This is a genomic window from Actinoplanes sp. NPDC051388 (genome assembly GCF_055586225.1).
Genome location: NZ_JBVJIP010000017.1, coordinates 103435 through 125223, shown reverse-complemented (window position 1 = coordinate 125223; position 21789 = coordinate 103435). Strand labels below are relative to the sequence as shown.

Sequence of the window (21789 nt, the reverse complement as noted above, 5' to 3'; positions counted from 1 at the left end):
CCGGGCCGCCGCCCGCGTCGCAGCGTTCCGCGCTTCGCGCCCCCGGACCTCTGCACATTTGACGTACCCGACTCCGCACCGGCGTTGCTGATTTGGTTCAAGGAGCAAGCTCGTCCAGCAGCCCTGCTATGCGTTTTGCGATGGCGTTGTGCCGTTCGACCTCGCGGGGCCAGCCACGCTGTGCGGCGTCCTTGGCGAGGCGTTGCTCCAGGCAGAGCCGGTCGTGTAGGCGGGGTTCATACTCTGCGGTGGTGAAGAACTTGGAGCAGGTGAGGAACAGGTCGCACTCGCACGGGCCTTCCTCGGGTAGCCGCAGACAATGGCCGAGTTCGAGGGCGGTCTTGTAGTAGTTGCTGGACAGCCAGTTCACCGCCTGTTCGGACAGTTCGTTGTTGCGGATCGCCTCGGCGGCGGGGCCGGCGAGGAGGGCTCCGGGTTGCAGCGCGGTCTGGTAGTCGCGGAGCACGGCGGTGTCGCTGATGCGGGCGTAGAAGAGGCTCATCGCGGGGCTGGTGTGTCCGAGGATGGCCATGATCGTTTGGATGCGGGCGCCTTCTTCGGCGAGTTGCGTGCCGACGGTGTGTCGGAATCGGTGGCTGGTCACGGTTTTCGCGCCGTCGCCGTCGACGAGTCCGGCGTGTTCGCAGGCTTTCTGTAGTGCGGAGTCGAACAGGAAGTAGTCGCTGAGCAGCCGGCCGCGGAGCTGGAACACGTAATGGGTCGGCTTGCCGGTGACCTCGTCGATGAGCGGGCGCTGGCCACGAGCGCGGGTCTGCTCAATGCATACTCGCAGCGCGTCTGCGGCTTCGGGATGGAGGGGAACTATGCGTTCGGTATAGGTCTTGCCCGCCGGGATCCGCAGTCGTGGATGTCCGTCGGGGTAGGCGTCGAGGCAGTCCAAATCCAGGCGCCGGATCTCGCTGCGGCGTGGCCCGACCCAACGGGCGATCAGGCAGGCGGCTCGCTGGTAGGAGTCGGTCAGCGCGCGGATGCCCTCGACGACGGCGTCGAGTTCCGGGGCCGGGAGGTAGCGGGGCACCGTCTTGACCTGCTTGGGCATGTCGAGGTGGCTCAGCAATGGCCGGTCCGGCACGTCGTCCCAGCCCCAGGCGAGGGTCTTGCGGAGGAACACGTTGAGCCCCGAGATGGTGTGCACCTGTGTGGAGACGCTGACCGGCTGCCCGGTGCGGTAGTTGCGGTAGCCGGTGGCGACCCAGGTCAGGAACTCTTCCAGCTGGGTCCGGGTGAGCTCGGCGAGGTTGGTCACCTCGGGATGGTGCTCCGACAGCCAGGAGGTGAAGACCCGAAACCGGGTTCGGAGGTTCTGGTGAGTGCGGGCCGGAGCGGTGCGTTCGATGTATCGGTCGATGACCTTCTCGATCGCTGGCGGCCCGGACGGGCGTTGGTGCGGCCGTCCTCCGGTGGAGATGTAGCGGACCTGTGTGGCGACCACGCCGAGGCTGTGCAGGACGACCTGGGTGGTGTAAATGCTGGTCCGAAGGTTGCGGTACCACTCTCGTACCCTCCCGCCGGCTACGAACTCGGGCCGCAGGGTGCGCACGTCGTCGCGGGCGGCGAATGCGTCCAGTTCGGCGCGGAACCGGTCGAGGTCCTCGACGGTGATTGTCCGCCAGTCCGGGTTGCCGCGATGCAGCGCGATCCGCATGCTCGCCCCGGCCAAGGTGCGGTGCGCGGCAGGCTGCCGGTAGCCGATCCGTTGCGCCTCGACGTCCAGGGGTGTCAGCCAGTCGGGCCCCATGCCCAGCAGCTTCCCGCTCTCGGTCAGCAGGTCCTTGAACGAGTTCGCGAACAGCCACGGGTAGTCGAGGGTGACCCGGTCGTGCATCGCCAGCAGACTCACGTAGAGCCGGTGCCCGCGGACCACCACGTGCCGATGCCGAGACTCCGCATACGGCGCGGCGTGCATCAGCCGGTCCGCTACCGGCGCCGTCATCCACGCGCCGAGGTCGGGCCACTGCTCGATGAACTCGCGGCGGCCTTGTCGTCGGGTCCGGCTTGACTCGTAGCGGCCTTTGTCGGCGGGGATGACCAGCGCCGTGTACTCGTCGTCGGTGAAGTGCCGCAGCCAGGTCGAGCCTTGGGTGGCCACGGCGAATGCTCGGCTCACTCGGGCCGCCCTTCGTTGCTGCGAGCGGCTATGGCCGCGGTCGCGGCCTCGTAGTCGGCCAATACCTCCCGGTCGGAGACCCGGGTGTAGATCTGGGTCGACTCCGGTGACGCGTGTCCGAGTCGCTTCTGCAACGCCAACTCCCGCATGCCCGACTCCCACATCGCCGTGGCGTGCGTGTGCCGCAACGCGTGCGGCGTCGTCCACGGCGTGCGAATACCGAGCCGGGTGCAGCGGCGCGCGAAGCTCGCCCACAACGCCTGATAGCCCAACGGCTCACACCGGCGACGGCCCCGACCGCCGACCAAGAACAGGAACGGTGAACCGGACTCGCGGGGACGCTCGGTCATCACGTACTGCGACACCGCCGTGAGGGTGCGCGGATCGTGCAGGTCAACCACCCGGTCGGTGCGGGACTTCTGCCGCACCCCGCGCGGGTGATCATCGCGGTGGCGCACGTGGACCCGGCGGCGGCCGTACTCGAGGTCATCCGGGATCCGCAGCCCAAGCACTTCACCCGGTCGCAGCCCGCCGTCGAGCATCAGCAGGAAGATCGCCCGGTCGCGCAGCGTCGTGAACGTGGCGAACAGCTCCGTCACGTCCTCCGGCGCCATCGGGCGGGGCAAGCCTCGCACGGTCCTGACCCGGACCGCGCGGCGCACCGGACGCTGACGGCTGGCGCGGCCCATGAACGGCCGATGCCGCTCGGCGACCCGGCCGGAGGCGACGTCGTCGACCTTGCGTACCGGGTTGTCACCCTCGTACACCTCAACGGTGATCACGAACTCGTAGAAGCTCGACACGGCCGCCATCGTCCGGTTGATCGAGCTGCCCGCGCGCCGCCGACCCGAGCCGCCCGCGTTGCTCGTGACCACAGCGAGTGCCTGCTGCTTGCCTGGCCGGCGCACGGGCAGATGCGTCAAGAAGTCTAGGAAGTCCACCACCAGCGCCGGGCCGACCGCGTCAAAGTCGAGTCCGCGATGAACAAGGAAACGGAAGAACAACGTCAGATCCCGCGCGTAGGCGGCCACCGTGTTCGGAGACAGCTGCCGATTCTGCAAGAACCGCAGGAACCGACCCGCGATCTCCACCGGCGTTCCGTCCTCGTCGGCGAGTAGCCACCGCAGGATTCCGTGCTCGTCAAGCACCTTTACCGCCTGCAACTGTCCTCCTGGACTCCTCGAGCGACTGCCCAGACGAGTCCAACGAGGCGCACCAGCAATACGGAGCTGACCCGTTTGTCGAGATAACAAACTGACCGGCGGGAACACCACCGCCTACGGCGACGAATGCGAGCCCGGGCACGGCTACACCGAGCAGGACGGGTTCTGGGACCCCGCCAGCGACTACTGGACGGTCCACCCGTCCCGCGACGACGTCGACCCGGACATTTACCCCGACGACTGCCCTCTGAACCCGGCCCAGTGGCTGGCCGAGCAGGTCACCGATCGCCTCGGCGACCTGGACTACGTCGACGGGAACACATTCGGCGGTGCCCGCACCGCGACCGAGCCCGGCCGGCTCACCGGACCTGGCGCCGACCCGCCCGGGGCGGGTCGCAGGCGGCAGCACCGTGCTCGGCGATGTCTTCGCCGGCACCGGCTGCGCACCGCGCCGGCCGGCAGCCGCACCGTGACGGCGACCGCCCACGCGCACGGATTCACCGACACCGAGTTGGCTGAGGCGGCCACCCTCCTCGGCCAGCCCGCCGCAGCGTCCGGACTCGTCTGAGCCTCTCCACCCCATCCACGAGCGGCCCTGAACCCATCCCGGGTTCAGGGCCGCTTCCACCTACCCGAAAGAGGAGAGCCCCTTCTGATGTGGAGAGTGACCTTCCAAAGCCCTGGGGGCGAAGCCTCGATCTTCTGGGTCGACGGCTCGTCCGCAGCCGACGCCGAGGCCATCGCCTGTTACGCGACATTGAGAATCACTATGGGCGCGGCGTGCACGATGCCGACGAAGATCCCCGCGAACCGGACTGCCAGATCGGTGAGGTGTCGCTCATCATCGGCAAGGCGCCGGGAACGCCCGGTCCTTGCGTTCCGCAACGGGCCTCGCGCGCCCAGCGTGGATGTTCGTGAAACCGGCGGCCTTGTGGATCACGGTCAAGTCCCGGTGTCGCCATCAGTAACAGCGCCGAGTCACTCTCCGTAGAAGCCGAATGCGTCCGGGAAGGTTCACGGAGCCGATGACAGTGCACGTGATCCCGCCGGCTGCGCTTCCGTGACCTCGATGGCTATGTGTGGGGTGTCAAGGGGCAGGCCAGCGGTGGTCCCGTGGTACCCCCGGCGGCGTGATCACACGAGTACCCACTCGTGGTAGCGTGCGCCGCGCGGAGATCGACGAGGGCAAGATCGCGAGGCGATGACTTGATGGCGACCCGCCCCCTCCACGCGATCGTTGTCGGCGGCAGCGACGGCATTGGCCTGGCGGTCACCCGCAAGCTGCTCGACCGCGGCTGGCGGGTGGCGGGCTTGTCACGAAGCCCAAGCCCGATCGAGGATCTGGCGTACACACATGAGGTGGTAGACGTTACCGCCAGCGACTACCCGGCGGCGCTTGCCCGGTCGCAGGACAGGCTGGGCCGAGTCGACCTTTGCGTCTACTCGGTCGGCACCGGGGCGCGGACCGGGCTCGCGGACCTGCCAATGCAGACCCGGACCATTGAGGTCAACCTGCTTGGCATGGCACGCACGGTGGAGGCGGTGGTGCCCCGCATGGTCGCCGCTCGGGGTGGGCACATCGTTGGGCTGTCCAGCTACGCCGACGTGATGTTCGACGCGGCGGCGTTCGGCTATCCGGCGTCCAAGGCCGGCATGTCCGCGTACCTGTCCGGGCTGTCCCTGGCGGTACGCCGCCAGGGCGTGCGGGTGACCAACGTCCGGTTCGGGCTCGTGGACACCAAGATGGGCCAATCGCCGGTGCGTCCCATGCTCATCACCGCCGACAGGGCGGCGGATGTGGTCCTGCGGACCCTGCGCCGCCGGCCCGCGGTGGTCTCGTATCCGCGACGGATGGGTGTCTTGGTCTGCCTGGTCCGCGTCGGCCTCGCGGTCAAGCTGCGGCTGTGGCGTCCCCGGGCCAACAACGCGTCCTGAACCCGCGCGCAGCCACCCGCCATCCGCTCATGCCGCGAACAACGCGCGGCTCGCCTGCAAGCCGTCACTGTCCGTGAAGCGGGGCCGGGGCCAGGACTGACGATCATGCGGAACCGATCTGGCGGTAGCGCGCCCAAGCCGACCAATCCCGTGCCATCAGATGGGCGACGAGCCATCGGCACGGTGCCGCCCCAAATCAAACGCCGCCGGAACGAGGCCGCACGGGAATTGTCGGCGCCCCAAACCGCCCGCGACGTCGGCATCTTGAACGTCGCCCGAACAATCGCCAGGCCGGCGACCTCGTCACCGCCGACGCTGCGTCGATCGTCGTGCACGCCGACCAACTGCCCGCCGAGGCCGACCTCTGGCCGCGGCCCCGGCTGCTCGACGGCGTCCGCGTATTCACCTTCGACGACAGCCGCCAGGCATACGACCAGACCCAGGCCCACGACGACATTCACGACGATGACGTTCTGCACGTCCCAGCCGAACAGGTCGTTGGTTTCCTCATGCAAGCGTGGCCGATCGCGGTCTCGACGAACACCGGTGCCCTGCACGCACTGATCGAGCCCGAATTCCTGGTCATCGACGTGTCGACTACACCGCCAGCGCCCGCGTCGCGGGGTCGCTGGTTGCCGCTGGCGGAGCTCCCCGCGGCGCCGGCGGCTCGCCGGTTGCCGGCGGCTTGCGATACGCACCCGACATGTGGACGGTCACCATCGCCGGCACGGGGCGCCACGAGGGCGAATACCCGTGCTACTGGGTGGTCAATGCACCCGACGCCAATACCGCCGCCGTTCTCGCCGAACGCCACCACCACATCAGCCAGGAGGACCCTGACACCGTCGTGCGTTCGGTCGAACCTGGAGCGACCACCGCGGACTACCCCTTCCCGTACGAGGACCTGCTTGGAATCCCGTCCCGGACCATCGTGCTCACACCGCACACCATCCGCGCCGTCGCCCGCATCAGCCCGGCCTACAAGCGCCTCGACCGGTTCACCGAGACGCTCGACGACGACCCGGACCAGCCGCCGACCGAAGACCAGGCCTACGTGCTGAGCACCATCACGGTCAAGATCACCCGCCTGGTCCTGCAATTCATCAACGGCCTAGAAGCTGAGTTCTGACCCTTTCCACCGAGGAGCGTGCTGCTCCCACCCGATGGCCTGGGCAGGGGGCGGCGCGCCACGCCCTCTTTCGCGTGTTCCTCGTGCCCTCCAGGGCGCGAGCAGTGCTCTTTCTGTACCCACTCCAACTACACAGAGTAGCTGTTTTGTTACGAGATGTTCTGGACGCTGGCAGGCGGGATGGACTTCGGTGTGGTCTGTGCGCTCGGGCGTAGCCGCTTCGCGACGCCACCCAGCTCATCGAGGGCGGTGACCTTCTGCCTCCTGGCCGGGCGTGGCCGCTCGGGTCGTTTCCCGTCGACCTGGGTCAGGGCTGGCAGACGCCGTTGGTACTGGCGAGTTCAGCGCCGGGCCTGGGTGAAGGGCAGGGTCAGTCGATCGCGAGCTGTTCCAGACGTAGCTGCCACTGTTCAAGGTCAGCGGCTCGTCGTACGCGGCGGGACTTACGGCCCGTGCTGACTTCGCTGCGCAGCCAAAGACACATCGCGTGCATGAGCGTCCGGGCGTGCATCGTGTCACCTGCATCGAGCAGCCGACGGACCCGGCGCTCGGCGTCACGGTATGTGCGGGCGTCGACGACGGCCATTGGTCGGGTCGGGTCGCGGCGAGGCTCGCGCAGGCGGTCCCACACGATCACGGCCCCGAGGACAAGCACGAGCGCTGCCAGCGGGGCAAGACCCTGCACGACGATACCCACCTCGGACTGCTCCTTCGTTGTGCTCGACGCCGATCATTCACGCTCTTTGCCCGTGCCGCGTTGCGGGTCTGTCTGGGAGCGCCCCGGGTACCGCCATCGGCTGGATCCGAGGAATCTAACGACGAAGAGCCGATCGACACTGTCAGCGACCCGACCCTCCCGACTCGGAAGCGGATGCTTGGTTCTTCACGTTCGGATGCTGGTCGAGTGGATGATCATGAGGTGAGTTCGGGGTGGGGAACTCCGTTGGCGGTCGCCAGGCGCAGGCGCCTTCCGTTGGGTGGTCGTGGCGAGTCGAGCAGCCCGGCGGCGCCGACGGCGCGGATGCGTTGCACGGTGCGTTTGCTGGTGTCGAGGTCATCGGCGAGTTGTTGGTTGGTGGCGTCGGGCCGCACGCTGATCTCGTTCCACCACATGCGCCACCGCTGGTAACCGTCCGCTTTGGTGGGCATGATCGCGACGAGATCGGTGAGCTGGTCGACGTCATCGCGCCGGTCGTCGTCATCATCCTCATGCCCGTCGTCCCCGTCGCGGTCGAGGCGGTCGTCGCGCAGGTCGTCTCGGTCGTCAATGTCGTCACCGGGTTCGGACGGGTGGGGCGCCGGGGCCGGTGCGGGTGCGGCGGGTGGCTGGATCTGGGCGTTGATGACGACGGCCCAGCCGTGGGCGTCGATCATGTCGATGAGTTCCTGGGCCACCTCGTCGATCGGGGTCGTGGTGGCGGCGATCGAGGCGAGGATCGGGTCGTTCTCGTGACGGGCGCGGATCTTGGCTTCGATGTGCTCGACCAGGGCGGCGCGTCTCGCTTCTACCGCGAGCTGGGTACGGGCGACGTTCAGCGACTGGACACGTCCGTAGCCGTGGTCGATGGCCAGGGTGCGAGCGCGCCAGGTGACGTTGGGTTCACGCTTCCACTGCAGCAGGCCGTAGGAGGGTGCGGTCGCGCGGAGTTTGCCGGCGGCGCGCAAGGCGTCGCGGCGGCGGGCAGCGCTGTGTAGTAGCCACACCGCGTACGCGAAAACACCGAGACCGCCGAACACTGTCGCGAGATACGGCGAGCCGGCGTGGCCGACGACGTTGATACCGACGGCGAGGGAGACCGAGGCGGCAGACAGGGTGCGCCAGCCATACGCGGCTTCGCCGATGCGTCGGCGGCTGTCGGCGAACGCGGAGGCGACCGCGCCTCCCAGGTCGATGACGATGGCGAACGGAGCGACGAGCAGCGCGCGGACCCACAGCGGGATGGCGTCGGGCCAGGGTGGTGTTTCGACGCCAACCCAGATCTGTCCGAGCGAGGAGCCGAGCGCCGCGACGGCGTAGAACGTCCAGGCCGCCCGTTCGACGCCGATCGAGCGTCGGGGTGGCGCGGCGGTGGCCGGCGACGGTTCGACTGCCGATGCGGACAACATGACGTGGTTCCCTTCTCTTCTCTGGTGGTGCCTTAGCTCGTCACGGCAGTTAGCGGGCGCGTTCGGTCGGGGTGCGGTCTACTCGGAGGCCTGGGGTGGGTGCAGCTGGCACAGTAAGTCTCGGCCGAGGGTCTCGGTGTCGTCGGTGATGTCGAGGCCGTGCGCGTCGAGGGCATCGCGCAGCGTCTTGAGCTGGTGGCGGATCGCGTCGGCGTCGCCGAGCGTGGCGGCGGCGTGCATCGTGGCCCGGGCGAGTTCGTCGGACAGCGGGTCGATCTCGCAAGCCTGTTCGAGCAGCAGCCACGACCGGTGCGGGTCGGTGTCGGCCAGCAGCGCGGCCGTGTGCACGTGCAGCTTGATGCGGTGCCGGCGGACGACTTCGCGATCGGTGTCGATCCAGTCGTACTCGGCGCCTTGGGCCAGGCCGCCGCTCGCGGCGTCGATGGCGGCGGTGAGGTGGGTCAGCTGTTGGCTGGTGTCAGTGGTGGCCGTGACGGCTTCGTAGTGGTCGAAGACGGTCCACCAGTCGACGGCCACGATCGTTGGGTCGATGTGGTATCGGCCGCCGGTGTTGGGTATCGGCTCGAGGCGTTTGCGCAGGGTTTCGGTGGTGTCGGTGGGTGTCGCGGCGGCTCGGCGGATGTGTTTACGCAGGTCGGCTGCAACGGTGGAGAGCCGTTCGCTCGCCCGGCGGAGGTTGGCGTCCGGGAACAGCGCTTCCATGATGTCGCTCAGGTCGGCGCCGTTGCGGTTGACTGCGAGGTATACGAGCAGCTCGACGGCCTTGGACCGGATACCGGGTGAGGGTTGCCCGTCGGCGTCGAGGACGGCGGGCCGGCCCAGGACGCGGACCACCACTGGCCGGCGGCCGCCATCCGGGTCGGGCGCGCGTGTCGGGGTGGCATCGGGGGGTGCGGTGTGCCCGGCCGGCTCGCACGGATGCTTAGGGTCCTGGACCGGCCCGGGTTCGGTATGCGCAGTGTGCGGTGGGGGTTGTTGCGTACGGACGGGGCAGTCGCTGTCGCCGTGGGCTTCGCGTAGCAGGCCGAGCGCGTCGATCGCGGTGGTGGTGTCCAGGACACTCAGCCGGGTGTCGGTGCCGGTGGTGCCGTCGGCGGCAACGGTGATGGTGGTGCCGGTCGGCCAGTCGCCGATGATGACGGCGCCGATGTCGACGCTGTGGCCGAGCCGGACCGCGGTGGTGAGCCGGGTGCTCCAGGCCGGGTCGGGGAGTTCGGCGATGAGTAGCAGCTGGGGCATGGGCTCGGCGTGGACGTCGGTGTCGCGCAACGTGCGCGCGTCGGCGGCGTGGGCGTCGGCGATGATTCTGGACCGGTGGATGATTTCTTCCTCGAGTGCGGTGATGGCATCGGCTTGCGACGAGGTGACGGTCAGCCGTTCGAGGTGGCCGAGCTCGACGGCGGAGTCTCCGAGCAGGGTGGCCAGGGTGGACGCCGAGATGATGGCGTGACCTTTTGCGTCCGGGTCGTCCTCGCTGCCGGACGTCAGCATGGCGACGAGCAGACCTCGGGCGGCATCCAGCGCTCCGTCGCCGGTCAGGCCGAGCCCGGTGGACAGCGGTAGTTCGGCGGTGCCGGCCAGCTCGGAGCCGCTGGGGCCGATCGGCGGCAGTGCGGGTTTGACGGTGGCGCTCTGGTATTCGCGGACGGTGGGCGCCGCCACGGGCTGCTCGTCGAGGGTTTCGGGTGCGGTCCGGCGCAGGCGGGTCCGGATGCGGGTCATCGCGGCCAGCGGTGGCACGAGGTCCGGGTCGTCGAGGTGTGGCCTGCTGATGGGGGTGGGCTTGTAGCGGTGTCGCCGCCGCCGCCACACCGTTGTTGATGCGGCGAGCAGACCGGCGCCGAGCCCGGCGGTGACCCATCCGCCGGGCACGTCGATGCCATCGAGCCGGTTGGCTGAGGCAGCTTGATCGTCGTGGTGCGGTCCGCCCGGCGGCGCCGAATCCGACGGGCCGCCGGTGGTGGTGCTGGACGGGGCGGGCGCCGTCGAGGACGCGCTTGCGCGGGGTGAGTCTGGTGGGGTTGCTGCCGACGGGGTCGTCGGGTGGGCGGCCGGTGGGGTGATCGCGCTGGTGGGCGGTGCTTGCGGGTGGCTGGGCGGTGGGGTCGGCTGGCGGGGTGCCGGATCGATTGGCCGGGCGCCGGGCCGACGTGCGGGCAGGGCAAGCACCCACCCGACGTCGATCTCGTCCGGGTCGGTCAAGGAATTCCCGTTGGCTTGGGGGTGGCCGCGGTTGAGCTGGTAGATCTCGCGCCAGCGGTGCGGGTCACCGAGATGTTCGTCGGCAAGATCCCAGAGGGTGTCCCCGTCCACAACGCGGCAGGATCCAACTGGTGCGTTGCGGGAATGGCTCGGCGTATCGGGGTGCCCGTGGTGGGTTTTGATGGGTTGCGCGGAGACGACGGCCGGCGTGGTGACGTCCGCGCCGTTGTGGGAGCTCGCGGGTGCGGGCGACGCCGAAAGGTGCAGGCGATCATGCGTCTGGTGGGTTGTGGCAGCCGACGCCAGAGCGGGCGTCACTAGGGGAGAGGCCGACCCGGTCACGGCCACGCTGCCGAGGATCGCAGCGGCGAACGTTTGCATGGGCGGCGGAAGTCGGGCGACTATCGTGGCCCACCGCACGGTGTGCAGGCGGGAGCGGCGCAGGAGCATCGTGCAGAAGGCGGCCGCGGCCACGACCCAGATGATCCACGCCACCGTGCGAGCGGTTTCTTCCTGGTAGATCGGATTCAGTGGATCTTCCAGCCAAGCGTGCACCTGAGCGCCGGTGGGGTGCCGCCGCGGCAACGGCCGGCCACCCACGACGAGAAGCATCGCCGGAACACCGAAGAGCCCAGCAGCTGCGACAAGAATCGTGCGGGTCGCCGCCAGCAGACGGATCATGGTGTGGCCTCCAGCGAGAGGGTCTGCCCGGCCGCGGAAACGTCGACTGCCGCTGTGCGACACGGACGCAGCGATCGGGCGGATGCGGTGAACCGACGCTAGATCCTGGCAAGAGTCGGGAGCAGAAAATGGGCGCGCACACGTGAGCACACCGACGCACACCGAATCACAATCGCAGGTCAGCGACCTGCCGCCAGGGGTTCCGTCGGTGATGGGTGTGGCCCGAGGCGCGCTGCCGGTTGTCCCCATCGACGCCGGCCAGCCGTCAGCGGTGAGGGCAGTCCCCTGTGAGGGCAGTCCCCTGTGTGGACGGTCGCTTGCAGGTCCTGCCGGAGCCGGGCGATCGCCGGAACCGCGGGTCCGCATTTCGGGCATTGCACGTGCTCGAGGTGATATCACTGTCGTCCTCGCCAGGAGTTCGTGGACGGTGTTTGCGCGGGCGAAGCGGCGCACGGTTCCGCGGGCCAGGCCGAGTTCGCGGGTGATCGCCCGGATGGTGTCTCCTTGCGCGAGCAGTTCCTGGACCTGCTGATAGCGCTGCCGGGTGCGGCGAGCCAACAGGCCCTGCGCAGAGCGGTAGACGGTAGCCGGGAGGGCGGCCGGTTCGGGAGCTGAGATTTCGATGGGTGATTCGGCGGGTGCCGCCAGCAGGCAGCGCAGGTGCCGGGCCACAGTCTTCTCGGCATGCTCGGCCAGGTTCTTCCACAGATGCCGCCGGTCGGCGACCTGCACCGCGACCGGAGCGCCGGACCGGCGCCTTCGGCAAAGCTGCCGGCACGGTCTCGGCAGATCACCCGAACTGCGGGGTGCGCAGCCAGCCAGCGCTGCAACGTCTCCGCACGCCGATCGGCAAGCACCTTGATCGGACGGCGGGTGCCTACGTCGATCAGCACGGTCGCGTAGCGGTGGCCCCGGCGCAGCGCGAAATCATCCACGCACAGAACCGTCACCTCACCATCGTCAAGATCCGGGAGTGCGCGGATCAGGCGCAGCATGCTGCTGCGACTGGCGGCAAGGCCCATCTGCCTGGCCAGGCGGGCGCCCGCACGCCCGGCAAGAGCGAGCGCGATCATCTCTAGCGATCTGCGCATCAGCGGGCTGCCACGCGCCCCTTTGCTGTTCAGCCCCGGAACCTGTTCAGCGAACGTCCGGGCCGGGCAGAAATCTACGTCACAGAAGAACCGGCGAGCCCGCAGCCGAAGCTCCACTGGGGCGCCCGCCACCGCGGCGTCGGTCAAGCGGCGCTCGTATCGGCTATGCACCCTGCGCGAGCGGCGGCCACACCGTGGACAGGCAGCCCGACGAGCACGTGCTCGCACACGTAGCCGCAGCCCAGACGCCACACGTTCGACCTTCTCAATGACCACAGCCGCCCAGGTGAGGCAGGACCACAGCAAGATCAGAAACTCGCACGGAGGCCGACCATACACAGTGGACCCACGAGTGGCCGGGTCAGTCTTCCATCACGAATGCGGGTCAGATCCAAGATCCAGTCTTACGGGAGCGTCGACACCCGGGCCAGCGGAAGGCCACGGACTGCGCAACCGTCTCCCGGCGAGGCCATCGCTCCTTGCCGCCGGGCGACCGCGTTCGCTGTGGATCTCAGCGATCGGTGTCGACGCCAGGGCCGACTGGGCGAGGCCACGGGAAGTCGGGGTCGGCGGTCAGGCCCAGGTCGCTGACCCCGACGTGAAGGGCGTCTGCCAGCAACCGCCGGTTGTACTCGTCGGGAGTCTTCCTTCCGTTCTCCCATCTGCAGATCATCGTCCTGAGCGACGGCACCGTCGCGGTGCCGCGGCATCTGGCCGCTTCCTCCTGCATTCGCCGCGCCAGTTGGTCGTGGGTCCAGCCGCGACCCAACCGTGCGCGACGCAGTCGCCGCGGGAACGGGAGTTCTGTTTCGTCGATCGGCGCGGGCGAAGCCAGGCCACGGCCGGCGACCCGCGCCGCATTTGGCGAGTTGGGCAGTGCGCTGGGCATCATGTGCAGATTTCCTCTCGAACAGTCGCTGGGCGCCGAGCCGCGCGGCCTGGCCTGGCCTGGCATGGTGATCCGAGGTCTTGCAGGGGCTCTAGACAGCAGTCGTGGTGGAGATATTGGTGGAAGCGCCGGGCAGCATCGAGACGCGCGCGGCATTGCACAGCCGGGGCCAGTCCATGGCGGGTTGCTCCTGATCGCGCGTCGCGCGGCTCCACCGAGCGGACCGGTGCTAGCCGATGGGCCGAGCTCCATGTGGATGCGTTCGAGCACTACCTCACGCATCAGCGATGCGTCATGCCCGGCCACGCTCGGGAGGTCCTGGGGGACGGCGTCCTGCGTCGCGCCCCTAGATGCGGGTGCGAAGCGTCAGGAGCGGGTGGCCTCGCGAAGTTGTCCTCTGTCGGCGGGCTGACTTCACCTGGTGGATATGCCACGATTGCCAAAGCTCCGACCTCCTTCCTGGAAGTGGGCGTGCCGGGGCTGCCGGCCTCGACGGGGGACCAGCCCGTCGGGGCCCTCCTGTGGAGCGCTAGACGCCGATGGACCGTCGTGGCGCCTGCTCGCGAAATCATCGGGCTGTGTCTGATCGACAGCTTAAAGTGATCACCATCGCTTTTGTCAACTGGTGTAGCGACGTAATCGTGATACGGTCATCGCCAGTTGAAGGCGAGGGGGATTCAGTGACCGAAAGCGAGCCGGCGGCGAGCCCGGCCACAAAGGATGTCGAGTCCGACACGCTTGCGGAGACTTCCAGCTGGACCTTCTCGGACAGGCTCAACTATCTCTTCCAGACGATTCTGCGACCGGACGGCACACGCCACAGCAACGACGAAGTAGCGGCTTCAATGAGCGACGGCGCTGACGGGAAGATCTCCGGCGCGTACATTTCGCTGCTGCGCCGAGGTGAACGAAACAACCCGACGAAGAGGCACATCGAGGCGCTCGCGCGGTTCTTCACCGTGAGCCCGGCGTACTTCTTCGACGATGTTGAGTCACGAGCGATCGCCGAGGAGCTGCAACTGGTCCGCGCCCTCGCCGACTCCAGGGTCAAGCAGGTGGCGACCCGGCTGGGCGGGCTGTCCCCGGACAGCCTGCGCAACATCGCCAGCATCGTGGAACGCATCCGCGACATCGAGGGCCTCGACACCCAGAAGGCCGAGGACCCCGATGACCAGCAATGACGTCCCGGCCTTTCTGGATATCAGCACCCAGCCCTCCATCCGGGGAGCTGATGCTTCCATGAGCGAGACGCATGCGATCGTCATTGGGTCCGGCATCGCGGGACTCTGCGCAGCTCGGGTCTTGTCCGATGCGTACACTCGGGTGAGCGTCATGGATCGCGACTCCATGCCTGCCCAAGGCGCCGCTCGGGCCGGCGCGCCACAGGGCTGGCACGTGCACGCCGTCCTGGCCAGTTGCACGCAAGCCATCCGTGATCTCTTCCCGGGTCTGGTCGAGGACCTGGTCGCCGACGGCGCCAGAACCGGGGACATCCTGAATCAAGCACGCGCGTACTTCGCAGGATGCCGACTAGCGCGGGCGCACAGCGGCCTGGAAGGCCTGATGGTGTCCCGGCCAACGCTTGAGCACAGCCTGCGCGCCCGGCTGGCGGATCTGCCCAACGTGACGATCATCAGCGAGACCGCCGTGACCGGCTTGCATCTTTCCGCTGATCGCGAGGCCGTGACCGGCGTCCTCGCCGTCTCCGACGGGCAGCCGGAGCCTGCCACGGTGCTCGCCGACCTCGTGGTCGACGCGTCCGGCAGGACCTCAAAAACCCCCCGGTGGCTCGAGGAAGCCGGCTACCCGGCGCCGGCCGAAGAACGCCTCCGTGTCGACATCGCCTACAGCAGCTGCACCTTCGACATGCCGGCTGACGTCATCGAGGGAGATCTCGGTATCGCCGTCGCTCCCACTCCGGGAAACCCCCGCGGGGCCGGGCTCATCGACATGGGCAAGAACCGCTGGCTCGTATCGCTGTCCGGCTACCGCGACACCCCTCCCCCGATCACGATGGACGGCTTCGTCGAGTTCGCCCGGCAACTGGTCGTGCCGGACATCTACAACGCCCTACTCCGGGGAAACCCGACCAGCGACCCCGTACGGTTCCGCGTCCCGTACGTCACCCGGCGCCGGTACGACCGGCTACCCCGGTTCCCGAAACGGTTCCTCGTGCTGGGTGACGCGGTCAGCAGCTTCAATCCGGTCTACGGCCAGGGAATGAGCGTGGCAGCACAGGAAGCCCTGGTATTGCGCCGGCACCTGGAGCAGCGCGGGGCCGATGATCTCGATCGGCTGCGCAAGGACATAACCGCCGCCGGAGCGGCCGCCTGGACGATGTCGGTCACCAGTGACTTGGGCATGCCCTGGATCAAGGGTCCGAGGACACTCGAGGTTCTGCTGGGCAACGCGTACCTGAGTTTGCTGCTTCCGGTGGCCGAGCACGACCGCAGCGTCGCTGCGGCGTTCATGCGGGTGGCGAATTTGATCGACTCCCCGCGCGGGATCCTGCGGCCATCCGTCGTGTCACGTGTCGCGGTGGGAACACTGGCCCGTTTCGGCGCTCATCTTCGGCGGGGAGTGCTGCGGCGCCTCTTCCGGAGACCAGCTAGCGCTGCTGACCGGGCTCGGTTCGATGAGCACTTACCGGCCGGCGCGACGGCGAGCAGCCACGACTGTCCAGAGACGACCGCTCGTGAAGCCCGAGACGCGTAGCAACATTCGTAGAGGATTCCGATACCCAGGTTGGTGCCATGACCTCGAGAGCGCTCCGACGCCGTTGCAGGGATCTCGTTGGCGATCTGGAGATTCCCTCCCCTTTCGACGTGCGAGAGTTCTGTGACCGGCTGGCGGCTCGTCGTGGCCGTCCGATCGAGCTGTGTCCGGCCGAGTTGCCGCCCGACGAGCCCTGCGGGTGGTGGTGGTCCACAGACGAACGCGACTTCATCTTCTACGAGGCGAGCACCTCGGCCCTGCACCAGGAACACATCATCATGCACGAGGTAGGCCACCTGCTCGGCGATCACGGCGATGGACAGGTGCTGGCCCCTTCGATGCAGAGCCTGCTGTTCCCTCACCTCGACCCGGCCCTGGTCAAGCGCGTCTTGAACCGCACCGTTTACACCGCTGAGGAGGAACGTGTGGCCGAAACCCTGGCAACAATGGTCCTCGAGCTCTCCAACCGCTGGAAACCGCGCCCGGACTGGGAGACGCCGGAACTCGGAGCGGACATGCGGTCACGTATGGGAGAAGCGCTCGAACCTTCCCCCGAGAAGTGGCGGCGATGAGAACAGCAGTCTTCTTGATCCTGCTCATCAGCCTCACCGGTGAGTTGATCATCAAGACCCGGGATCTCTGGCGTAACCCGTCGAGCTTGTTTCTCCGCAGCCTCTACCTGGCCATCTTCCTCGCCACCCTTGCCTCCGCGGTGGGCATCCCAGCCGTCCTGACCTATCTGGAGGTGTCCAGCGGCATCCCGGCCATCTGGCTGCTAGGCCTGCTCGTCGCGAATGGACCGACCCTGCAGGCGACAGTCGTGCTATGGCTCAATCCGCCCCGTGAGATGTTCAAGACGGTGATAGTGCGGATCGTGGTCTACGGCATCGCGCTGATCGTCATGTGCGTCCTTGCCTACCAGGGCGGCAAGTACGTGACGGCAGCGCAGATCGTCGCGAATCAGCAGGAGCCGGAGACACTGTGGGGGACGACTCCCTATCTTCGTGACGTCGTGCTCATCGGCTACGTGGCGATGACCTTCACCTGGACCGACGTCAGTTTTCACCTGTTGCGCGCGGTCCGGCTTGTCGACCGCCGCTGGCTACGGCGGGGCATCGTCCTTCTGATCTGCGGGGGCGCGATGTTCCTCGTGTACACGCTCACCATGATCGCTTTCCTGGTGGGGTTGCGGTTCGGGTGGCATCTGCAGGCGCTGCACGACGTCGCGATTCTTGCCACCGCGCTCTCCAACCCGATCCTCGCCGCCGGAGTCTGCGCGGCGGCTCTCGGCCCGCGCTGGGATCGGATGCGGGCGTATCGGCGCCTGAGGCCGCTGTGGCAGGCGCTGCAGCACGCTGCTCCCGGTGTCGTTCTCGATCCGCCCCGATCGGCTCTCCTGGACGCCGTCAACCCACGGAATCTGGACTACCGGCTCTACCGGCGGGTGATCGAGATCCGCGACTCGGTGCTGGCTCTGCGCGCGTATTTCGATTCGGCCCTTGACGGCAAGGTGCGCGGGCTCGCTGAGGCCTCACAGCTCTCCGCGGCTGAGACCCAGGCTGTCATCGAAGCGGCGCAGCTTGCTCGAGCTGTGCAGGCGCGCCTGGCCGGACAGGACCCCACGGGGAGGAGCCGGCCCATCCATGCCGTGGAGCAGGGCGACGATCTCGAAGCCGAGTTGGCGTCATGGGTGCCTGTTGCGCGAGCTTTCGCTACATCACCCATCGTGAAACAGGCCGCAGCGCTGTCGCCGGTATCGAGCGGGTGACCCGTCCGGATCAGGCGAGGACTTAGTCGTGCTCGTCGGCACTGGTCTGGAGCACCGCCGCCTTCCGGCATCGGCGACGCCCTGGCCGACCTCATCCTGTTCGCGCGGATCTGGACGTGCCACGCAAGCAGCGGCACACGGTGAACCGGATCTACGACCGGCTGATCACCGAACACTGCATGCCCGACGCGTCTTAGGATTCTCCGTGGCGCAGGCCACGAGCCCATACCCTCGTGTGCAGGGCAGGGGGCGCCTAACCATCGGTTCGCACTGCGGGCACGACGCCTCCTGCCGCCACGGCTACGACAGAACGCGCCGGACCACCCGCCAGCATTAGAGAGTTCGCGCTCTGCATGGAGATCGGCGACCCCGACGCGGAGCGTCGAAGTCGTCGCGGCTCGGCCCGGAGCGGGTTGTCCACAGGGCCGCCCACCACGGTGTTCTCTTCTCTACGGTGTCGCTCATGACGAGTTTGCACGACGCTATTCAGGCCGGGATCGAGGCGGCATTGCTGCATCACGAGCGGGCCGACTCGATCGTCTTCGAGGGGCGGCGGGGCCTGGCCACCGGTGGCCCCGAGAATCTGGTGATCCGTCTGACGGTCGACGACGTCGCTCGGGTGGCCGCTCGAGCAGCTGAGCGATGGTCGTCAGACATGAGCCGGCTGGCTGGCGGCGCGGCAGGGTTCCACGCGTAGATCAGTCCAGCCCCGCCGCGGTGTGCCGGAGATCCATTACCTTCGCTTGCAGAGCATGGTCCCTGCGTTCCGCGAGCCGGGCGTCTGCAGGCGGGTCTGCTACCTGGGACGGGTGCGAGTGGTCATCTGCGCCCAGTCCGACAGTTCGGGCTCCACGGCATCGAGCATCCTGCGCAGCATGGTGCGTGCGTCGTGCTCGGCGTCGTAGTAGTGGACAACCTCGCGGCCATCGGCGCCACCCTCGCGGCCTTTCACCTGCCAGCCGGTCTCGGTGCGGATCAGGTACACGTCACGCCGGTTCTGCTTGTATCTCCGGTTGAACCAGCGCTCCACCTGCTCCGCCGTGCCCGCCAACTTAGAACACGCGTTCGAATGGTGCAATGCGGTTGAGTGTGTTGACCTGCGGGACCTTGAGCAGGTCGTCGCTGACTAGCGGCCAATCCCGGCCTTTGGCCGGGGTGGGGTAGTGCCGTCGTTGGGCGGCGGTCTCGGCGCAACGTGCGGCGGCGAAACGGGCAGCTGTCCGCGAGCTCCGGACTGGTCGTCGACTCGCTGTCGCGCGGTTCGAGCGTCGAGCCGGTGGGGTGCCCGCGCCACCGCTCGGATCCCACCGTGACCCAACGCCCGAGCCTTAGCGCCCAGCAGCAGCCGACGCTGCCGCTCATCCAGATGCGCAAGATCGCCTGGAACCTCGCCGCAAGACCTCCCCAGACCTCGCCAATGACCGCCAAAGCAGATCAACGAAGCCAAATCAGCGAAGCTACGGCTTGTTGCGCGGCGGACCTTAACTGAACGGCGTTGGGACTAGAGCACCACCGGCCGCATTGCACGGTGCCCGCCGGATGCGCGACCAGTCGAGTTCCATCTGGGCCGGGCGCCCCTTGCCGGGCGCGCCAACCCGAGGCGATCGGGATCACCACCAGATCCCTGATGTACGACCCGGTCTCGCCCCAGCCCTTCACGATCCACACCAGCACGCTTTGCCAGATCACGGCGCCGGCGACCGCGGCGACCCACCACGACCTCCTGCCGCGTCGCTGGTCGAGATTCGCCGCGACCACGGCCGCCGTGACCCCGTTGCATCGCAGCAGCCACGTTCAAGACCGGAACGGCCCAGCTCATGACCGTTTCCGGTAGCTCGTCCCGGACAGGACCCCACGCCGCGGCCACCGTCCGCCTGAGGCCGTAAACCGCCAGCACCACGGCCGGAGTCTCTCAAGCTGCCTCGCCGAACCGGTACAGCCAGAACTCCTGGGAGTCGACGTGCTCTGACACAACGAAACCGGTAAGACGTCGCAGCAGCAACTCCGCGACCTTCTGAATCTTGACGACCTTGGCGTTGTAGCTGCAGAAATCCATCATCACAATGCCGTCATTGGAACGGGTCAGCGGCAGCATGGCGACGATCAGCTCGCGGAAGGCATGCACCTGGTTCGGGGCCGCTCCGACGAACCCGATGTACCACACCGCGCCCTGCTGATACTTCTGCGGCCAGCGGCTGGCGAAATACGCGGGTGAGATGAGCGGCCAACTGTCCAGGTCGTTGGTGATCGTGGCTATGCCGACCAGCTCGCCACTGTCGTCGTAGGCAAGGTATTTGTGGATCGCCTCATTGACGCAGACCCGATTGAACTCATCCTGGGTCATCAGGTGTCTCTGCACGGCGCGTTCGTTGATGTCGGCGAACACCGTCGAATACAACGTCCACACCTGCTCGGTTCTGGCTTCGTCGAGTCTCTTAAGCTGGTCGACGTGCATGTTCTCTCCTGAGTGGCACCGCGACGAGCCGCCTGCGGTGAGGTGCTTGCCGTTGATCGGCACGGCCTGCGATCTGTTACGTGCAGGGAATGCGCGCCGTTGAGATCGGGGCGACGGGTAACCGTCGCCCATCCGGATGGAACGAGTGCGGCACGGTCGGCGCAGCTGGCCCGGTGGCGCCTTCCACGGAGGGCGCATCGGGCCGCCATCTGTTGAAAGCTCAAGTCAGGACAACACGCGGACGGGCGAAGCCGTGGAACTCCGTCGTGTACGTCGTGGTGTAAGCCCCCGCGGACCCCACCAGAAGGTCGTCACCCTCGCGCAGGTCAGCGGAGAGTGCCACGTCGGTGGCGAAGGTGTCCTGGCTATCACAAGTAGGCCCGGTCAGGTGATACAAGCTCTGGCTGACCGATCCCCTGCTGTCACGCACCGGGTAGCGCAGGGTGCCTCCCGACTCGAGGACCTCCATCATGCCGTTGAACACGCCCAGGTCGGTGTGAGCCCAGGTCACGCCACGCCGTTGGGCCACGCCGATAATCCGGCAGCGGAACGTCCCTGCGGCCGCGACAAGACATCGACCGGGTTCGGCGACCACCTCCACGGGCCGCGGCAACGCCGCCGTTCCGCGAGCCACGACCTCACCGAACGCCGCCAGTGGCGGAACCTCGGCACCGTAAGCCGCCGGGAAGCCACCCCCGATGTCCACCACCGATATCTGGACGCCGTGCCCAGCAACCGAAGTCATCACCTGCCGCGCGTCCTCGAGCGGCTGCACCAGCGCATCCGGTGACAACGCCTGGGATCCCACATGGAAAGTCAGCCCGCACGGATCGAGGCCCAATTCGCGAGCTCGCAGACACAATTCGACCGCGATAGGAACGTCCACCCCAAACTTGCCCTCACTCGGCATCACGCTCTCCCGCGGCTGCGTCGCCAGCCTGATGTACACCTGACTTCCCGGCGCGGCTTCCGCGGTGCGTACAAGCTCCTCCGACGAGTCGGCCGCAAAACAGCGCACGCCGGCGGCAAATGCCCTGCCGGTCTCCGTCCGGGCGCGCACGGGGTTACTGAAGATGACGTCTTCGGGGCGTGCGCCGAGACTTGACAGCATTGTCAGCTCCGCGACTGAGGCCACCTCGAAGTTGCAGCCGGCGTTGCGCAGGATCGAGAGGACGCCCGGATCCGGGTTGCATTTGGTTGCGTAGTGCGGCCGCACGCCGGGGAACGCGGCGGTGAACTCCCGGAAGGCCGAGGTGATGCGGCCCGCTTTCATCTCCAGCACCGGACTTGAATCGGGTACCGCAGACGTAACCGCCGACGCCATAGACGACGACACGAACCCGTTTGCTGAGATGAGCACGCTAACTCCTCCTCCGACATCTTGCGTATTCCTGAACCGGGTGTGCCGTGCGCAAGGACTACCTCGGGGCGCCATGGCCCGGTCGTTTCCGTGGAAGGCAGGCAACTAAGTCAGGTGGGTAGTTGGACGGGTGTTTCTGTGAGTGT

Annotated in this window: 17 protein-coding genes and 1 pseudogene; 8 read left to right on the top strand and 10 right to left on the bottom strand. The window is 67.7% G+C overall.

What is annotated here, in order from left to right:
• Window positions 1-97: 97 nt before the first annotated feature.
• Complete coding sequence (locus tag ACZ6TI_RS35480; RefSeq protein WP_465349592.1) at window positions 98-2128, bottom strand: tyrosine-type recombinase/integrase; 2031 nt, start codon at window positions 2126-2128, stop codon at window positions 98-100.
• Window positions 2125-3399 carry a tyrosine-type recombinase/integrase gene (locus ACZ6TI_RS35475; RefSeq protein ID WP_465349591.1) on the bottom strand — a complete coding sequence of 425 codons (1275 nt, stop codon included), beginning with the start codon at window positions 3397-3399 and terminating at the stop codon, window positions 2125-2127. The genes ACZ6TI_RS35480 and ACZ6TI_RS35475 overlap by 4 nt, the downstream gene beginning before the upstream one ends.
• A 1101-nt stretch (window positions 3400-4500) precedes the next feature.
• Between ACZ6TI_RS35475 and ACZ6TI_RS35470 the strand changes: the two genes are divergently transcribed.
• Both ACZ6TI_RS35470 and ACZ6TI_RS35465 read left to right on the top strand, forming a co-directional pair.
• The gene (locus ACZ6TI_RS35470) at window positions 4501-5226 is read left to right on the top strand and encodes an SDR family NAD(P)-dependent oxidoreductase (protein WP_465349590.1); all 726 of its coding nucleotides are present in this window, start codon (window positions 4501-4503) and stop codon (window positions 5224-5226) included.
• A gap of 703 nt (window positions 5227-5929) precedes the next feature.
• Window positions 5930-6355 carry a hypothetical protein gene (locus ACZ6TI_RS35465; protein ID WP_465349589.1) on the top strand — a complete coding sequence of 142 codons (426 nt, stop codon included), beginning with the start codon at window positions 5930-5932 and terminating at the stop codon, window positions 6353-6355.
• A gap of 370 nt (window positions 6356-6725) precedes the next feature.
• Here the strand turns inward: ACZ6TI_RS35465 and ACZ6TI_RS35460 are convergent, their stop codons facing one another.
• The 4 genes from ACZ6TI_RS35460 to ACZ6TI_RS35445 all read right to left on the bottom strand — a co-directional run bounded on the left by ACZ6TI_RS35460 (window position 6726) and on the right by ACZ6TI_RS35445 (window position 12258).
• Window positions 6726-7052 (bottom strand): hypothetical protein, encoded by a 327-nt coding sequence (locus ACZ6TI_RS35460; protein ID WP_465349588.1) that lies wholly within the window; start codon window positions 7050-7052, stop codon window positions 6726-6728.
• A 215-nt stretch (window positions 7053-7267) separates the two neighbouring features.
• The gene (locus ACZ6TI_RS35455; RefSeq protein WP_465349587.1) at window positions 7268-8461 is read right to left on the bottom strand and encodes a hypothetical protein; all 1194 of its coding nucleotides are present in this window, start codon (window positions 8459-8461) and stop codon (window positions 7268-7270) included.
• Window positions 8462-8539: 78 nt separating this feature from the next.
• Entirely contained in the window at window positions 8540-10795 is a 2256-nt protein-coding gene (locus ACZ6TI_RS35450) for a hypothetical protein (protein WP_465349586.1), read from the bottom strand.
• Window positions 10796-11760: 965 nt separating this feature from the next.
• Window positions 11761-12258: a hypothetical protein gene (locus tag ACZ6TI_RS35445; RefSeq protein WP_465349739.1), complete on the bottom strand. Its 498-nt coding sequence runs from the start codon at window positions 12256-12258 to the stop codon at window positions 11761-11763.
• Between ACZ6TI_RS35445 and ACZ6TI_RS35440 the strand changes: the two genes are divergently transcribed.
• Window positions 12172-12444 carry a hypothetical protein gene (locus tag ACZ6TI_RS35440; RefSeq protein ID WP_465349743.1) on the top strand — a complete coding sequence of 91 codons (273 nt, stop codon included), beginning with the start codon at window positions 12172-12174 and terminating at the stop codon, window positions 12442-12444. The two genes, ACZ6TI_RS35445 and ACZ6TI_RS35440, sit on opposite strands and share 87 nt — an antisense overlap.
• A 102-nt stretch (window positions 12445-12546) precedes the next feature.
• Here the strand turns inward: ACZ6TI_RS35440 and ACZ6TI_RS35435 are convergent.
• A pseudogene (locus ACZ6TI_RS35435) lies at window positions 12547-12684 on the bottom strand (transposase family protein); the annotation flags it as partial.
• A gap of 1239 nt (window positions 12685-13923) precedes the next feature.
• Here ACZ6TI_RS35435 and ACZ6TI_RS35430 point away from each other — a divergent pair.
• From ACZ6TI_RS35430 to ACZ6TI_RS35410, 5 genes are all read left to right on the top strand, one after another.
• Window positions 13924-14526, top strand: a complete 603-nt coding sequence (locus ACZ6TI_RS35430) for a helix-turn-helix domain-containing protein (RefSeq protein WP_465349585.1) — start codon at window positions 13924-13926, stop codon at window positions 14524-14526.
• Window positions 14513-16060 carry an FAD-dependent oxidoreductase gene (locus tag ACZ6TI_RS35425; RefSeq protein ID WP_465349584.1) on the top strand — a complete coding sequence of 516 codons (1548 nt, stop codon included), beginning with the start codon at window positions 14513-14515 and terminating at the stop codon, window positions 16058-16060. Before ACZ6TI_RS35430 ends, ACZ6TI_RS35425 begins: the two co-directional genes overlap by 14 nt.
• A 38-nt stretch (window positions 16061-16098) precedes the next feature.
• Window positions 16099-16632 carry a hypothetical protein gene (locus ACZ6TI_RS35420; RefSeq protein WP_465349583.1) on the top strand — a complete coding sequence of 178 codons (534 nt, stop codon included), beginning with the start codon at window positions 16099-16101 and terminating at the stop codon, window positions 16630-16632.
• Window positions 16633-16646: 14 nt separating this feature from the next.
• Window positions 16647-17828 (top strand): MAB_1171c family putative transporter, encoded by a 1182-nt coding sequence (locus tag ACZ6TI_RS35415; RefSeq protein WP_465349582.1) that lies wholly within the window; start codon window positions 16647-16649, stop codon window positions 17826-17828.
• Between the two features lie 463 nt (window positions 17829-18291).
• Entirely contained in the window at window positions 18292-18525 is a 234-nt protein-coding gene (locus ACZ6TI_RS35410; protein WP_465349581.1) for a hypothetical protein, read from the top strand.
• A gap of 99 nt (window positions 18526-18624) precedes the next feature.
• Here the strand turns inward: ACZ6TI_RS35410 and ACZ6TI_RS35405 are convergent, their stop codons facing one another.
• From ACZ6TI_RS35405 to ACZ6TI_RS35395, 3 genes are all read right to left on the bottom strand, one after another.
• Window positions 18625-18858 (bottom strand): hypothetical protein, encoded by a 234-nt coding sequence (locus tag ACZ6TI_RS35405; RefSeq protein ID WP_465349580.1) that lies wholly within the window; start codon window positions 18856-18858, stop codon window positions 18625-18627.
• A gap of 882 nt (window positions 18859-19740) precedes the next feature.
• Entirely contained in the window at window positions 19741-20346 is a 606-nt protein-coding gene (locus ACZ6TI_RS35400) for a hypothetical protein (protein ID WP_465349579.1), read from the bottom strand.
• A 157-nt stretch (window positions 20347-20503) separates the two neighbouring features.
• A complete protein-coding gene (locus tag ACZ6TI_RS35395; protein WP_465349738.1) occupies window positions 20504-21556 on the bottom strand; it encodes a type III PLP-dependent enzyme domain-containing protein in 1053 nt (350 codons plus the stop codon).
• Window positions 21557-21789 lie beyond the last annotated feature (233 nt).